General features: G+C 42.8%; 14 protein-coding genes. 10 read left to right on the plus strand and 4 right to left on the minus strand.

Annotated elements, in window-relative coordinates; all coding sequences use genetic code 11:
* Positions 1 to 14 precede the first annotated feature (14 nt).
* Positions 15 to 1,262 carry a tyrosine-type recombinase/integrase gene (locus DFP76_RS11035; RefSeq protein ID WP_113874696.1) on the minus strand — a complete coding sequence of 416 codons (1,248 nt, stop codon included), beginning with the start codon at positions 1,260 to 1,262 and terminating at the stop codon, positions 15 to 17.
* Between the two features lie 363 nt (positions 1,263 to 1,625).
* Between DFP76_RS11035 and DFP76_RS11040 the strand changes: the two genes are divergently transcribed.
* Together DFP76_RS11040 and DFP76_RS11045 are read left to right on the plus strand one after the other, a co-directional pair.
* Positions 1,626 to 1,904, plus strand: a complete 279-nt coding sequence (locus tag DFP76_RS11040) for a hypothetical protein (protein ID WP_113874697.1) — start codon at positions 1,626 to 1,628, stop codon at positions 1,902 to 1,904.
* Between the two features lie 58 nt (positions 1,905 to 1,962).
* Positions 1,963 to 2,238 carry a hypothetical protein gene (locus DFP76_RS11045; protein WP_113874698.1) on the plus strand — a complete coding sequence of 92 codons (276 nt, stop codon included), beginning with the start codon at positions 1,963 to 1,965 and terminating at the stop codon, positions 2,236 to 2,238.
* Between the two features lie 62 nt (positions 2,239 to 2,300).
* On the opposite strand, the gene DFP76_RS11050 is transcribed toward DFP76_RS11045, so the two are convergent.
* Positions 2,301 to 3,689, minus strand: a complete 1,389-nt coding sequence (locus DFP76_RS11050; RefSeq protein ID WP_245931920.1) for a M48 family metalloprotease — start codon at positions 3,687 to 3,689, stop codon at positions 2,301 to 2,303.
* Between the two features lie 63 nt (positions 3,690 to 3,752).
* Here DFP76_RS11050 and DFP76_RS11055 point away from each other — a divergent pair, with 63 nt between their 5' ends.
* Both DFP76_RS11055 and DFP76_RS11060 read left to right on the plus strand, forming a co-directional pair.
* Entirely contained in the window at positions 3,753 to 4,013 is a 261-nt protein-coding gene (locus tag DFP76_RS11055) for a sulfurtransferase TusA family protein (RefSeq protein ID WP_113874700.1), read from the plus strand.
* Complete coding sequence (locus DFP76_RS11060) at positions 4,007 to 5,083, plus strand: AI-2E family transporter (RefSeq protein ID WP_113874701.1); 1,077 nt, start codon at positions 4,007 to 4,009, stop codon at positions 5,081 to 5,083. The genes DFP76_RS11055 and DFP76_RS11060 overlap by 7 nt, the downstream gene beginning before the upstream one ends.
* Positions 5,084 to 5,109: 26 nt before the next feature.
* On the opposite strand, the gene DFP76_RS11065 is transcribed toward DFP76_RS11060, so the two are convergent.
* Entirely contained in the window at positions 5,110 to 6,735 is a 1,626-nt protein-coding gene (locus tag DFP76_RS11065; protein WP_113874702.1) for an alpha-glucosidase, read from the minus strand.
* A gap of 158 nt (positions 6,736 to 6,893) precedes the next feature.
* Between DFP76_RS11065 and DFP76_RS11070 the strand changes: the two genes are divergently transcribed.
* Complete coding sequence (locus DFP76_RS11070) at positions 6,894 to 8,048, plus strand: MFS transporter (protein WP_113874703.1); 1,155 nt, start codon at positions 6,894 to 6,896, stop codon at positions 8,046 to 8,048.
* Positions 8,049 to 8,069: 21 nt separating this feature from the next.
* On the opposite strand, the gene DFP76_RS11075 is transcribed toward DFP76_RS11070, so the two are convergent.
* Positions 8,070 to 8,945 (minus strand): LysR family transcriptional regulator, encoded by an 876-nt coding sequence (locus DFP76_RS11075; RefSeq protein ID WP_113874704.1) that lies wholly within the window; start codon positions 8,943 to 8,945, stop codon positions 8,070 to 8,072.
* A gap of 93 nt (positions 8,946 to 9,038) precedes the next feature.
* Here DFP76_RS11075 and leuC point away from each other — a divergent pair, with 93 nt between their 5' ends.
* The 5 genes from leuC to hpf all read left to right on the plus strand — a co-directional run bounded on the left by leuC (position 9,039) and on the right by hpf (position 14,157).
* Complete coding sequence (gene leuC, locus DFP76_RS11080; RefSeq protein WP_113874705.1) at positions 9,039 to 10,466, plus strand: 3-isopropylmalate dehydratase large subunit; 1,428 nt, start codon at positions 9,039 to 9,041, stop codon at positions 10,464 to 10,466.
* A gap of 8 nt (positions 10,467 to 10,474) precedes the next feature.
* On the plus strand, positions 10,475 to 11,125 hold the full coding sequence (gene leuD, locus DFP76_RS11085) for a 3-isopropylmalate dehydratase small subunit (protein WP_113874706.1): 651 nt from the start codon (positions 10,475 to 10,477) through the stop codon (positions 11,123 to 11,125).
* A gap of 21 nt (positions 11,126 to 11,146) precedes the next feature.
* Complete coding sequence (leuB, locus tag DFP76_RS11090; protein WP_113874707.1) at positions 11,147 to 12,226, plus strand: 3-isopropylmalate dehydrogenase; 1,080 nt, start codon at positions 11,147 to 11,149, stop codon at positions 12,224 to 12,226.
* A gap of 74 nt (positions 12,227 to 12,300) precedes the next feature.
* On the plus strand, positions 12,301 to 13,419 hold the full coding sequence (gene asd, locus DFP76_RS11095) for an aspartate-semialdehyde dehydrogenase (protein ID WP_113874708.1): 1,119 nt from the start codon (positions 12,301 to 12,303) through the stop codon (positions 13,417 to 13,419).
* Positions 13,420 to 13,764: 345 nt separating this feature from the next.
* On the plus strand, positions 13,765 to 14,157 hold the full coding sequence (hpf, locus tag DFP76_RS11100; RefSeq protein ID WP_113874709.1) for a ribosome hibernation-promoting factor, HPF/YfiA family: 393 nt from the start codon (positions 13,765 to 13,767) through the stop codon (positions 14,155 to 14,157).
* The last annotated feature ends 243 nt before the right edge of the window (positions 14,158 to 14,400 follow it).

Genomic DNA, 14,400 nt, shown 5'->3' on the forward strand with positions numbered 1-14,400 from the left:
ACTAAGGCGAGTATTTAATGAGGTCGTAGGCTTTTTTTACGACCACTAGCATGACGTTCACGATACTCAGTATCAATGTACTTATCTGTGGTGGCCATGCTGGCATGGCCTGCATCTTCTCTTACATGTTCTTTGGGTCTGATCTTCACATCTTCTGATATACCAGTATGACGAAGCCAGTGAACCGTGGCGACGCGTAAATCTTCAGCGTCTGTTTGCATACCGTCTTCACACATACGTAGGTAAGCTTGATCAAAACACGATTGAACAATATTACGGACTTGTCGTGTACTGGTCATTGCGCCTTGGCCGCGATTTTTTGGAATCAAAGGCGTGTCTTCTGCAACGGTTGGTAAGCTGGGCAAATCACGGAACTGGCGATAACGTATTAAAGCATTTAGCATTTCATCCGAAACCGCCACGAGCCGTTCTTTATTTCCCTTAGACAGTACTTTAAACCACCAATGCCCATCCGAGTCTTTAGTGAAATCTCCCATAACTGGAGCGGATCTTTCGTCGGCAACTAATTCTGAAATACGCAAATACATACCCAATAGAGCATTCATAATGAACAAGGTTCGTTCATGAGTGGCTGGATCTTCATCTGCGAGCAATTCAGCCGTTTCAATTACATAGTCCCATTGCAAGTTGGAAATGCGTCGTACTTGTTTACGGGTCACTTCTTTTTTAACAAATTTACTTTTTTGTCGGATTAGTGCCACTGGGTTTTGCTGCACAGCATCTTCTTGCATCAGAAAACCAAAATACGAGGATAAAATAGAGAAGGTCGCGCGAATCGCAGCTTGCGACAAAGCATGGGTTTTGGTTTTCGGAGTATCACCGTTTTTAAAGGCTAATTTACTCACGTGGGCAACGAAAGGTCGCCATGATTTGTTAGGGGTTCTCTGTCCCATGTGCAATTTAAAGCGTGCGACATTCTTAGTGCCGATCCAGCTTTCAGGCGGCTCAATGCAAAAATGGATGAACTCTTCGATCTGCTCGCGACGCAATTCGCTGGTTGGCGTCTTAGCAATATTCCATGACCAGAGTAAAAGTCGTTCTACTTCGCGTCGATAGGAGTTAAAGGTAGCTTGGGATCCGTTGTAACTATAAATAAAGCACAAGGCTAATTGTAAATCCCGACGATATTGCACTTCTTTAAGTTGTGGGGCGTTTGCTGTAAGTGATGATGCAATGGCTTCAAACTGTGTAAAAGGGTTGGGAAGATGCTCTAGGTTGTCAATGAGTGCTAACGGTGCCATGTGGTTTCTTCTGCTTCTGTCTTCTTTTGTTAGTAGGGAAGGGGATCAGCTCATTGCTTGTCATGTGATCGTCTATTCATCCCTTCCTTAGGCTTCTATTCTCGGGCAAGTTGACCGCCTTCACAAGTAATTTAAAAAAGTTCAATAAAATTTAAGTTTGTTTTTTTATTCCTTATTTTCTGATTTAAAGAGTGTATTTATGTGAATTTGCTTCAATCTTGCGTTGTTTAATTCGTATTTGGAAAAAGAGTGGAAGCGAGGGTGGAAAGCTTTTTTATTGATCGAAAAGGACTACTATATATCTACCGAAGCGAAACAGCTTTATGAATACTAATTTAAATTAAATCCTTTTAGGAGATATATATGAAAAATTTAACGAAAGCCGCTCTAACTCTTTTAACTGCTACTGCAATGACTTCTGCATTTGCAGCGTCTGATGATAACTACTCAGATCGCATTCAAAGTACGAAAGCAGGTATCGAAGCTTTATCAAATACTTTAGAAAATATGGGTGCTACTGTTGATGCTAGTGTTGATTTGAACGGCGCTTATACTCCTAGCCAAAAAGAAGCCGTTTACGCTGAGAAATACTCTGATCTACAAGATCAATTTGACGCACTTCACGCTCAATCAGCTGAATAACATTTAATTGAAAAATTATTCATTATCAAATTAAAGAATTTTTAAAAAGGATATTATTATGAAAAACCTAAACAAAACAATTTTAGCTCTAGTAACAGCTTCTGTATTCTCAACAGCGGCAATGGCATCTTCTGATGAAAGCGCTACTGACCGTCTAATGAGTGCTCGTGGTAGTGTTGAAGCGCTTGCTACTACGCTTGAAAACATGGGTGCAAATGTTGATGCTAGTGTCGATTTGAATGGTGCTTACACACCAGCTCAAAAAACAGCTGTATATGAACAGAAACATGATGAATTACAAGCTCAGTTTGATTCACTACACGCTGAATCATAATGTTGATTATTAAAAAAGCCAGATGAGTTTCTCATCTGGCTTTTTTTGTTTGAGCGCTTTTTTTAATCTTCTTTGGTTTCTAAATCTTCATCTTTTTCTGCTTTTATAATCCTTTCAAATTCTTTTTCTGTGTTTTTTAATTTCTCGATATTAACTTTGTCAGACGATTTAATGGCTCTCTTTAATAATATGGACGCCGTTTTTTCTTTTCCTCTGTTAAAGTCAAGAAGTGACCGGTAATAGAGGGCCATGCTTTTATTATTTAAGTTTTTATAATATTGGATGTACGCTCTCCAAATTATTCTTTTTTGATAAAGGTAGTTTGCTTTAACAATGCTCGGTTTTTGGTTGGTTAATTGTGCATTCAGTGAGGAAAAATAAATATTGTCTGGTGCTAAGTTGAGTTCTTTATCTAAAATTTTTATTGCTTGATTGTTTTGTTTCAGGGAGGCATAGCTTAAAGCAAGTAAATAATGAGTATAACGATTATGCGTTTGTATCTGTTCTAAATAATGAATTGCACGCTCAGGGGCTTGGACTAAATACGCAAACAAGGCTTTCGCAAAATGACTTGGATCACGGTTGTGGACGTGTTGAGACAGGTATTGATAAGGCTGGTCTTCCAGACCCGCTCTGTAGGCGAGTAAGCTGGCTCTGAAAAACTCAAAATCCCGACCATCGCGCTGATTTAAGATACTCTCTTTGGTGTCTGTACTAAAGGAGTCAGACATTCGGGTATCAGGTGACGGATGAGTGGATAAAAACTCCAGCTTGGGGCGGCCTAGCGCTTTTTTAAAAAATGCTTGGAAGAGCTGAGTCATACCATCAGGGTTTATGTCTGCTTTAACAAGGTATTCTCGGCCACGGCGATCGGCTTCTTGCTCTTGGTTACGGCTATAGGTAAGTGTGTTTTCTGCTTGATTGGCAATGCCGCCCAACCATAGAGCCGTTGTCGCATCGGAACCTGCTCCTGCAAGTGCCGCCGCGATACCTGCACCAAGCATCACAAGGGTTTTTCGCAACTCCTCACTCGAATTCTGACGTTGCCTTTCATAGTGCTGTAAGTCTAAATGGGCCAATTCATGTGCGAGTAAACCGAGTAGCATGTCTTCATTGGTAATCACTTCCATGATGTCTGAATACAGAAACATGTGATTACCAGGAATGACAAAGGCATTACTTTGAGAGCTATTTAGGAAGGTAATTTCGACTGTTTTATTATACAAGTCCGTTTGCGGCAATAGGATAGATAAGGTGTCTTTGAAATAGTCATAGGCAGGCGGAAAGTCAATTAGTGCGCGGCTACCATTAAGCTTTCGAAACCAATACTGGCCTAAAACGTAGGATGGGTTTGACAATGTTCTCTCGTCTTTATTGGCTTCGAGATCAGGAATGCTCGCATGGCTAAAATGGCTTACGGAAAGAGAAAAAACCAAGGTGATGAATGTCAATTTGGTTGTAACGACGGAAAATAGTCTCATAATAAGGCGGTCAAATAAGCAGATAAAGAATGTATGATCGAACACAGTAGTCAGTATGACGTAATCTTAGATGCAAGAGAAGATCGCTGTCCAATGCCTTTACTTAAAGTAAAGTTAGCGTTGAGCAAGATGCAGTCAGGTCAAGTTTTGAGTGTGACAACCTGTGATTCAGGATCTTTGAAAGACATACCTCAATACCTAGACCTCCAAGGTCATTCACTGCTGTCCCTATCAGACGATAAGAACGAGTTTTGTTTCATTATTCAAAAGGATTCAATAGATACGCCATGTTAAAAATTGTTGATGGGTTAATTAAGCGTTATTTCTCCAATGAAGAAGTGGTGGTTTTTCTATTATTATTGCTAGCTTGCATTGGTGTACTCGCATTCTGGGGAGGTATCTTAGCGCCAGTATTAATCGCCATCGTATTGGCTTTTTTATTGCAGGGCTTGGTTGAACGTTTACAGCGTATGGGCTTGGGTCATACTTCTTCAGTCTTGGTGGTGTTTGTTGGTTTTATGACCAGTTGTGTGGTTTTCATTAGTGTTATGGTGCCGATTATCTGGCGTCAAGCAGATCGCTTTTTTAAAGATGCCCCCAGAATGTTTACCGATCTTAGAGATGTGGTGCAACGTTTTGCAGAAGGCCACAGTGAAATAGTGAGTCAAACCGCCATAGATGAGGTGATTAATTCCTTGGCAAATGAATCAACGAATTTAGGTCAATGGATTGTCTCTTTCTCTATTTCTAGCATTCCTTCTTTGTTTTCCTTAGTCATCTATTTGGTGCTTGTGCCCTTGGTCATTTTCTTCTTGCTGAAAGATCAAAGATCCATTCTGAGCTATCTGACGTCCTGGTTACCAAAAGAAAGAAAAATGATGCGCCGCATCTCACATGAAATGAACGATCAAATCGCTAACTACATTCGTGGTAAGTTTATTGAGATGTTAGTGGTTGGTGTGGTGACCTATCTGGTCTTTCTGATGTTTGGGCTTAGGTACGCTGAATTACTTGCCTTATTGGTTGGTTTGTCAGTACTTATTCCATACATCGGGGCCGCAGCAGTTACCATTCCTGTTGTGCTAGTGGCGTTTTATCAATTCGGCACACAAAATGAATTTATTTATGTTGTCGTCGCGTATTTGGTTGTTCAAGCTTTGGATGGCAATGTTTTAGTACCCTTGCTATTTTCGGAAGCGGTTAACTTGCATCCGTTAGCCATCATTATTGCCGTGTTGTTTTTTGGTGGTATTTGGGGATTTTGGGGGATCTTTTTTGCAATTCCTTTGGCTACGCTAGTGAAAGCCATTATTAATGCTTGGCCAGGGGAAGAAGATTTACTCGACCAAACAACGGTCGAGTAATCCCTAGACAGCTTGTCGCGATCTTATTATTCAATTAAATCGGCGATCACAACACTGTAAGCGGGTAAGATAATCAAACCCGCTTCGATTTTTCCTACAGGTAAGCTATTGGGCAACTCGATGGCTTTTAAGTCATGTTGACTCGGGTGTTGAAACTCATCTTGGCTAGTATTAATGGCAATTAAGCAGCTCTGGTCTTGATATCGGCGAATGAAGATCAATCTATGCTCGTCATTGAATAGAAATGTGATGTCGCCGACTTTTAGCGCCAATCTGTTTTTTCTAAAGGCTAGGAAATCTCGATAAGCGTTCAAACACGAGTTTGGGTCTTGTTCTTGATTATTGACGGCAAGAGGGTAGTGTTGAGTAGGGACGGGTAACCAAAGGGATGATTGTTGACTGAATCCAGCCTGTTCGTTTGTATCCCAAGGCATAGGCGTGCGGCAGCCATCTCGCCCTTTAAATTCAGGCCAAAAGGCAATACCAAATGGGTCAACCAATTCTTCAAAGTTTAATTCTGCTTCTGTTAGCGCCAGTTCTTCTCCTTGATACAAACAAACGCTACCACGCAGGCTAAGTAGCATCAGCATGTAGATTTTACTCTTGGCGATATTGTCTTGATTTTTCCCCCAACGAGTCGCTACACGTTCCACATCATGATTGCCTATCGACCAACACGGCCAACCATCTCCGAGACCATTTTCGATCGTCTCCATGGTATCTCGTATGTGTTGCATACTGTTATCGTGAGTTAGTAGATCGAACGAATAGCACATATGGAGTTTGTCATTACCTTGCGTGTAATCGGCCATGGTTTTGAGAGAGAAATCACACCCAACTTCACCCACTGTCGTCGTCCCTGGATATTGATTAAGTAGCTGTCTCAAACGCTGTAGAAAGGCGATATTTTCAGGTCGTGATTTGTCGTATAAGTGAAGTTGGTATGCGTAGGGATTGTCTAGCCGAACGCCAATACTGCCTTCCACTACCTCTTCTTTTGGTGGGTTATTTCTGAGTTCTAGGTCATGATAATAGTAATTCGCAGTGTCCAAACGAAAACCATCTACGCCGCGCTTTAACCAAAACTCCACGGTCTCTAATAATGCGTCGACAACGGCAGGATTATGAAAGTTTAAATCGGGCTGGCTGTCGAGGAAATTATGTAAATAATACTGACGACGTCGACTGTCCCAATGCCACGCTGGCCCGCCAAATACCGATAGCCAATTGTTCGGCACTGTTCCATCAGCTTGAGCGTCAGCCCAGATATACCAATCTGCTTTATCGTTATCATGACTTTGCCGAGACTCTATGAACCAAGGGTGCTGATCTGAGGAATGATTGAGTACCTGATCTATAATGACCTTTAATCCGTGTTCATGTGCGGCCTGAATTAACTGATCAAAGTCGTCTAGCTTGCCAAAAATAGGATCGACATCGCAGTAGTTTGAAACATCATAACCAAAATCTTTCATCGGTGAGGTAAAAAAGGGTGATAGCCAAATGGCATCTACACCTAGATTCGCAATGTAATCCATTTTGTGTGTGACACCGGCGAGGTCGCCAATGCCATCATTATTCGCATCAAAAAAGCTGCGAGGATACACCTGATAAATAACGGCACCGCGCCACCATGGCTGATTGGTTGTCATGACGAGTTCCTTTGTTAGTTGAACATAAGGTTAAGGTTAGATTGAGCGGATTGTTATTATTGGGTGGATCGTGCTTTTTACTGATATTTCCAGCATACTCAAAGAAATTGATTTTTGCATAATAATGATTACGAATGGATGTGATCTTTGGAGCTAAGATGTTTTCACCAAAAGCTCGATCAGTGGCTTGGCCATTGTTTTTCTTCTACTTTTTCTTTTGTTGTTTAATTGGTGTGATGATGCCTTATATCTCGGTTTATTATAAATCGATTGGCCTGTCTGCGTCTGAAATCGGTCGACTCATGTCAACTTTCACCTTGTCAGGTATCGTCATTCCGCATTTTTGGGGGTGGCTAACAGCGAAGATTGGCTTACCTAAGCGGATTTTACAATGTGCGGTGATTGGCTGTTTTATTGCGGTTTTGCCGTTTAATTGGAATAAAGAGTTTGAAAGCCTTTGGTTATTAACCTGCTGCATGGCGCTATTCTATTCAGCCTTACTCCCGATGACTGACTCGCTAGCGGTTCGCAGTATTCGTCGCCTGGATGTGCCCTATACACGATTGCGGGTCGGTGGTTCGATTGGCTATGTGGTCGCGGTCGCGGCGGGCGGCTTTTTGATTGGTCAGTTTGGTGCCTGGATCGTCATACCCACCATGTGCGCATTTCTCGCACTGGCGGTAGTGACCATTTTCTTTGTTAAAGAGCAGGCATATGAAGCAAGCAATCATAAAGAACCGGCATCGTTTGCTTCGTTATTGAAAGAACCTGAATCATTACTGTTTTTTGGTCTGGCGTTTTTGGCTTTTATGTCGCATGCCCCTTTCAATGTCTTTTTTGCGGTCCACCTGTCGGACTTTGGCTACAGTGGTGAAGCCATTGGTCTTTTAATGGCATTTGGTGTGATCATTGAAATCATCCTGTTTTTATTTTTTGGTAATACCGTTAAGCGATTTGATGTCGTGCATTTGGTCATGCTGTGTTTTGTTTGTGGTGTGGTGCGCTGGCTTCTCGTTGGCTGGTTTACTTCGAACGTATGGATATTAATGTTCACACAAATGCTTCATTGCATTACCTTTGCGCTGTTTCACATGGTATCCATCGAGCAGATTAGACGCTTGTTTCCAGAGCGTTATGCGGGTCAAGGACAAGCGATGTACAGTGCTTTTGCCATAGGTTTAGGCGGTGGCTTAGGTATGGTGGTGACTGGTTACCTTTGGGAATGGGTTGGAGGTGCTTGGGCCTTTACCGCTGCCGCCATAGTAAGTGGGCTCGCTTTGATTATCTTGATCGTCAGTCAGAAAGGTCGATAAGGCATGGCGTTAAAACGGGCCTTAATGTGAGGCCTGTTTTAACAAGGATATAAACGCATTGGCCGCTCGACTAAGGGTTCTTTGTTTATGGTGTAACACTCCCAATTTCCTCTCTACATTGAGCTCGGGAAAATTTAATACTGTCAGCCTGTCGTCTACTAACGTGGAGGGCAGTAAAGACCAGCCCCAACCAATACTCACAAGCATCGCCAAGGTTTCAAGGTTATTGGTGTTCATTCGAACCTGAGGTTTCAGACCTTGCTTACCAAACACTTGCTCGGCTATCTGACGTGTGAAGGTGTTTTTATTGGGCAAGACACAAGGATATTGGGCGAGGTCCACTAAACTTATCTGCGCCAGGTGTGTTAAAGGGTGATCTTTACTAACCACACAGGTTAAGGGGTCTGACCAAATTGGGATGGATTCTAATAAGCTATTTTCTTTATTAGACAGAGTAATCACAGCAAGTTCTGCATGACCTTTTAGGACGTGCTGATACGCTTCTTCTGATTGAGTAAATTCAATTTCCAATTGCGCACTAGGGTAGTCTTGTTGGAAACGTTTCAGTGAGTCTGGTAGTCGGTGTAAACCAACATGATGACTGGTTGATAGTCTAAGCTCACCGCTTACGTCTTGCATTTGTAAAGTCATGCTGCGTTTGATGTCTTCAAGGTCCTCAGCCATTTTCCTTGCCTTAGGTAACAAACGAATTCCGGCTTCTGTTAACTGGACTTGCCTGCCAATGCGATCAAATAGTTTCACGCCAAGGTTGGATTCTAAAGCGGCAATGCGTTTACTGACCGCCGGCTGGGTGACAAATAGTCGTGTCGCAGCATCCGAAAAAGAGTGGGTTTCTGCGACTTTTATAAAGGTGAGTAACTCGGCAATATCTAGCATTCCAAAAAATAATCCAAAATATGAAAAATATGAATTTGAGTAATTTAAGCCAAAGTTTTAGGATAGCGCAATAAGATTTTTAGGAGAGAACTTATGGCTGGTAAAACCCTTTACGACAAATTGTGGGATTCCCACCTTGTCCAACAACGAGATGACGGTAGTGCGTTGATTTATATCGACTTACAGTTACTACACGAAGTGACATCACCACAAGCATTTGAAGGCTTGCGTTTGGCGGGTCGTAAACCATGGCGTACCTCAGCCAGTTTGGCGACACCGGATCATAATGTACCAACAACCAAACATGAGCGTATTTCAGGCGTTGATGGTATTGAAGACCCTGTGTCAAAGATCCAAGTAACGACACTGGATGAAAACTGTAACGAATTTGGTATTACTGAATTCAACATGAAAGACATTCGTCAGGGCATTGTGCACGTTGTTGGGCCAGAACAAGGTGCTACTTTACCAGGTATGACGGTTGTCTGTGGTGACTCCCATACGTCTACACACGGTGCATTTGGGGCTTTGGCTCATGGTATCGGCACGTCAGAAGTTGAACATGTGCTAGCGACTCAGTGTTTGGTACAAAAGAAAAGCCGCAACATGTTGGTTCGCGTCGACGGTGAATTGTCCCCTTGGGTATCTGCTAAAGATGTGGTACTTGCCATTATCGGTGCGATCGGTACCGCGGGTGGCACTGGTTATGCTATCGAGTTTGGCGGTACGGGAATCCAATCTCTGTCGATGGAAGGTCGTATGACCGTTTGTAATATGGCCATTGAAGCTGGGGCTCGTGTTGGCCTAATTGCTGTCGATGATACCACGATCGAATACGTGAAAAACCGTCCTTATGCGCCAAAGGGTGAGCATTGGGATATGGCAGTAGCAGCATGGCAAGATTTAGTGTCAGACAAAGACGCCCAGTTTGATGAAGTGGTCGTCATCAAATCAGAAGACATCAAACCTCAAGTGACTTGGGGAACCTCTCCTGAAATGGTCATTGCCATTGATGAGGCGATTCCTCGTCCTGAAGATCAAATCGATCCTGTGAAAAAAGAAGGTTATGCCCGTGCTTGGAAATACATGGGGCTAGAAGGTAAAACAACCTTAGCGGATGTGACTTTAGATCGAGTGTTTATCGGTTCTTGCACAAACTCTCGTATAGAAGATCTGCGTATCGCTGCGGAAGTTGTGAAAGGGCGTAAAGTGGCTTCCAGTTTGAAACAAGCTATTGTTGTTCCTGGCTCTGGTTTAGTGAAAGCCCAAGCTGAAAAAGAAGGTCTGCATGAGATTTTCGAAGCGGCGGGTCTTGAGTGGCGTGAGCCTGGATGTTCAATGTGTTTGGCGATGAACGCAGATAAATTAGGCAACGGCGAACATTGTGCTTCTACTTCAAATCGTAATTTTGAAGGTCGACAAGGTTTTGGTGGGCGTACCCACTTAGTCAGTCCTGCCATGGCGGCCGCTGCGGCGATAGCTGGTCATTTCGTTGACGTTAGCGAATTTGTGAAACACTAGGAGAGAATATGCGTCCCTTTACAAAACACACAGGTTTGGCGGCTCCTTTGGATTTGGCAAACGTTGACACTGACATGATCATTCCGAAGCAGTTCTTGAAGTCCATCAAGCGCACGGGATTCGGTAAAAATTTATTTGACGAATTACGTTATGAAGACGAAGGGCAACCAGACCAATCGTGTGAACGTCGTCCATTGCGCCATGACTTTGTGTTAAATCAACCTAGATATGCTGGTGCCAGTGTTCTATTAGCGCGTCAGAACTTCGGTTGTGGTTCGAGCCGTGAACACGCGCCTTGGGCGCTGGATGATTATGGAATTCGTTCTATTATTGCGCCAAGTTTTGCCGATATTTTTTACAATAACTGTTTTAAAAATGGTTTATTACCCATTGTTTTAGATGCAGAAGAAGTTGATCAACTGTTTGCTGAAGTCGATGCGAAAGAAGGTGCTCAAATTGACGTCGATCTTGAAAATCAAACAGTGACCTCACCATCAGGCGCTAAGTTTGAATTTGTGGTAGATCAATTTCGTAAACATTGTTTGTTGAATGGTTTGGATGATATTGGTCTAACACTACAGCAGGAAGAAAGCATTCGTCGCTATGAAGAGAAGCGAATGAATGACGCTCCTTGGTTATTTTTAAGCCGTGAACAGTAATTCAATTAATAAGGATTCGTAATGACAAAAAAAGTATTGGTCTTGCCTGGTGACGGCATTGGTCCAGAAATCGTTGAGCAAGCTGTTCGCGTTTTAGATGCGGTTAATGATGCCTTTTCATTGGGTATTGAGCACGAAAGTGCTCTAGTAGGTGGTTCTGCATACGACGAAACGGGCTCGCCGTTACCTAAAGCAACATTAGCAAAGGCGAAAGTCGCTGATGCAATTCTACTGGGTGCTGTTGGTGGACCTAAGTGGGATGGTTTAGACATGGCTGTGCGTCCCGAAAAAGGTCTTTTAGGATTGCGTTCTAATTTAGAACTTTTTTCTAATTTGCGTCCTGCTATTTTATACCCACAGTTGGCCGATGCTTCCAGTTTGAAGCCAGAGATTGTCGCGGGTTTGGATATCTTGATTGTACGTGAGTTAACGGGCGGTATTTATTTTGGCCAACCACGAGGCATTCGCACTTTAGAGAATGGTGAGCGTGAAGGCTTTAATACTTATGTATACAGTGAATCCGAGATTCGTCGTATTGCTCGTTCAGCATTCGAAGCGGCTCGTCAACGCGGTAAACGTGTCTGCTCCATTGATAAATCCAACGTGCTTGAAGTGACTGTCTTATGGAAAGAAGTCATGGAAGAAGTGGCCAAAGAGTATCCTGATGTCGAATTAACGCATATGTTAGTTGATAATGCTGCTATGCAGTTGGTTAAGGCGCCAAAACAGTTTGATGTAATGGTTACTGGCAACATGTTTGGTGATATCCTTTCAGACGCTGCAGCCATGTTGACGGGTTCAATCGGTATGTTACCGTCTGCGTCTCTTAATGCAGAAGGACGAGGCATGTATGAGCCATGCCATGGATCTGCACCAGATATTGCTGGGCAGGGCGTTGCGAATCCATTGGCAACGATTTTGTCCGTTGCTATGATGTTGCGCTATTCTTTGGCGGCTAAGCCCGCTGCAGATGCGATTGAAGCGGCCGTTAGTAAGGTTCTTGACCAAGGGTTGAGAACGTCAGACATTGCGTCTGAAGGCTGTACAACTGTTAGTACGCAAGCCATGGGTGATGCGGTACTGGCAGCATTAAAGGCTTAACAATAGACCGTTAAGCATTCATTCGGGATATTGCTCTTGGTATGAGTGACCCCACAAAAAAAAGGTAGAAAACCATGTCAAAAAACACTGTAGGTTTAGTCGGTTGGCGCGGAATGGTTGGTTCCGTACTGATGCAACGTATGTTGGCTGAAAATGACTTTGATCACATTGATCCAGTTTTTTTCACCACGTCTCAAACGGGGCAGAAAGGGCCAGAAATTGGTAAAGATATTCCATTGCTTCAAGATGCGAAAGACATTGAATCTTTGAAAAAAATGGACATTATCATCACCTGTCAGGGTGGTGATTATACCAAGGAGATTTACCCTCAGTTGCGTAATGCTGGTTGGAAGGGTTACTGGATTGATGCGGCTTCTTCGTTACGTATGGACAAAGATGCCATCATCGTATTGGATCCAGTAAACCAAAATGTCATCAAACAAGGTTTGCAAGATGGCGTTAAAACCTTTGTCGGTGGTAACTGTACCGTTAGTTTGATGTTATTGGCTCTTGGTGGTCTGTTTGAAAAAGGTCATATCGAATGGATGACCTCTATGACCTATCAGGCGGCCTCTGGTGGCGGTGCTCGCCATATGCGTGAGTTGATCAATCAGATGGGGATGTTACAAGGTACAGTCGCCAGTGAGTTGGCTGACCCAGCGAGTGCGATCCTAGACATTGACCGTAAAGTCGCAGAAAAAATGCGTTCAGCGGATATGCCTGTCGATCAATTTGGTGTGCCATTGGCTGGTAGCTTGATACCTTATATCGATGCACAGTTAGATAATGGTCAAAGTCGTGAAGAGTGGAAGGCGCAAGCTGAGACAAATAAAATTCTTGGCAACACGTCAAATATCATTCCTGTTGACGGTTTGTGTGTTCGCATTGGTGCCATGCGTTGCCATAGTCAAGCCTTTACCATCAAGCTTAACCAGGACATTCCTGTTGCAGATATTGAAGGTTTATTGGCTGAGCATAATGATTGGGTGCGTGTCGTAGCCAATGATAAGCAAGCAACAATGGAACAATTAACGCCAACAGTGGCAACCGGTACGTTAGACATTCCAGTAGGGCGTATTCGTAAACTGAACATGGGGCCTGAATACATCAGTGCTTTCTCTGTAGGGGACCAGCTATTGTGGGGAGCGGCAGAGCCACTTCGTCGCATGCTGCGAATCTTACTTGCAGACTAGTGTGCAGACACATTGATAAAAAGCACAGCCTTTGAGCTGTGCTTTTTTTTGCCTGTTTTTCTATGACATATCATGTTTTCATTAAAATTTAATTACATAATTTAATGGTGACTTAGCGTGGCCCTGCTACACTGAAATTATAGCGTTAGAAAATGTTCTGTTACTGGTAGAGAGGAATTCAGGTCGATGAAAAATTCACCCTTTGTCTACATGATCTTGAGCAAGTATTTACATTATTGGGATTGAAATTGGATGCAATCGTCCATAGATTAATAATAGGAAGGCAAGAGGAGGATTAAAAATAAACAAATCAAACGTCTGACTAAAACAGAAGGAAAATGCTATATGTATACATTGAATATCAGCGGTCACCATGTCCAATCTGGTGAAGAAGTACAACAAGTAGTCAAAGAAAAAATGGATCACTTGGCGCGAATCAATAATCAGATAACCAGCATCAAAGTGATTCTAAATACTGAAAAGCATGAGATCCATGAACTTATTGTAGAAGCCAGTGTTCACATTCCTGGCCATGACTTATTTGCAACCGTTAAGACAGATAAGCAACTTAAACCCGCCCTAGACCTTTTAGTTGGTAAATTAGAAAAACAGTTAATTAAACACAAAGCAAAGCACTCTGGCCGACAGCATCACATCAATGCTAAGGATGTAGAAAGTCAAACAGAAAGGCAAATGCAAGCCGAATTTGACGAGCTAGTGGAACGAGAAGTGATTTAATTAACCCATTCTAATCAGAATGAGCCTCGCTTTTGCGGGGCTTTTTAATGTCTATCTAATGACCTTTATGTTATATCAAATGACTCTTATCATATGCTTCTCTGTTAAAGTGTCTGTCGCGCCGCTAATGGTTGCTGAGTGGTGAGCATGGCGAGAGGTTAGTGTGTTGTTAAGTAAGCGATAGAGAGCTCTGTCGCAATCTGAGCCCAACCTCACAAAAAAGCCGATACTGAAGAACAGTAT

It is taken from the genome of Marinomonas aquiplantarum, from assembly GCF_003314975.1.
In the GTDB taxonomy this organism is placed as follows: domain Bacteria; phylum Pseudomonadota; class Gammaproteobacteria; order Pseudomonadales; family Marinomonadaceae; genus Marinomonas; species Marinomonas aquiplantarum.

Coding starts and splice junctions, on each gene's coding strand:
- DFP76_RS11035 (WP_113874696.1), bottom strand. CDS start 1,262: ATGGCACCGTTAGCACTCATTGACAACCTAGAGCATCTTCCCAACCCT.
- DFP76_RS11040 (WP_113874697.1), top strand. CDS start 1,626: ATGAAAAATTTAACGAAAGCCGCTCTAACTCTTTTAACTGCTACTGCA.
- DFP76_RS11045 (WP_113874698.1), top strand. CDS start 1,963: ATGAAAAACCTAAACAAAACAATTTTAGCTCTAGTAACAGCTTCTGTA.
- DFP76_RS11055 (WP_113874700.1), top strand. CDS start 3,753: ATGATCGAACACAGTAGTCAGTATGACGTAATCTTAGATGCAAGAGAA.
- DFP76_RS11060 (WP_113874701.1), top strand. CDS start 4,007: ATGTTAAAAATTGTTGATGGGTTAATTAAGCGTTATTTCTCCAATGAA.
- DFP76_RS11065 (WP_113874702.1), bottom strand. CDS start 6,735: ATGACAACCAATCAGCCATGGTGGCGCGGTGCCGTTATTTATCAGGTG.
- DFP76_RS11070 (WP_113874703.1), top strand. CDS start 6,894: ATGTTTTCACCAAAAGCTCGATCAGTGGCTTGGCCATTGTTTTTCTTC.
- DFP76_RS11075 (WP_113874704.1), bottom strand. CDS start 8,945: ATGCTAGATATTGCCGAGTTACTCACCTTTATAAAAGTCGCAGAAACC.
- leuC (WP_113874705.1), top strand. CDS start 9,039: ATGGCTGGTAAAACCCTTTACGACAAATTGTGGGATTCCCACCTTGTC.
- leuD (WP_113874706.1), top strand. CDS start 10,475: ATGCGTCCCTTTACAAAACACACAGGTTTGGCGGCTCCTTTGGATTTG.
- leuB (WP_113874707.1), top strand. CDS start 11,147: ATGACAAAAAAAGTATTGGTCTTGCCTGGTGACGGCATTGGTCCAGAA.
- asd (WP_113874708.1), top strand. CDS start 12,301: ATGTCAAAAAACACTGTAGGTTTAGTCGGTTGGCGCGGAATGGTTGGT.
- hpf (WP_113874709.1), top strand. CDS start 13,765: ATGTATACATTGAATATCAGCGGTCACCATGTCCAATCTGGTGAAGAA.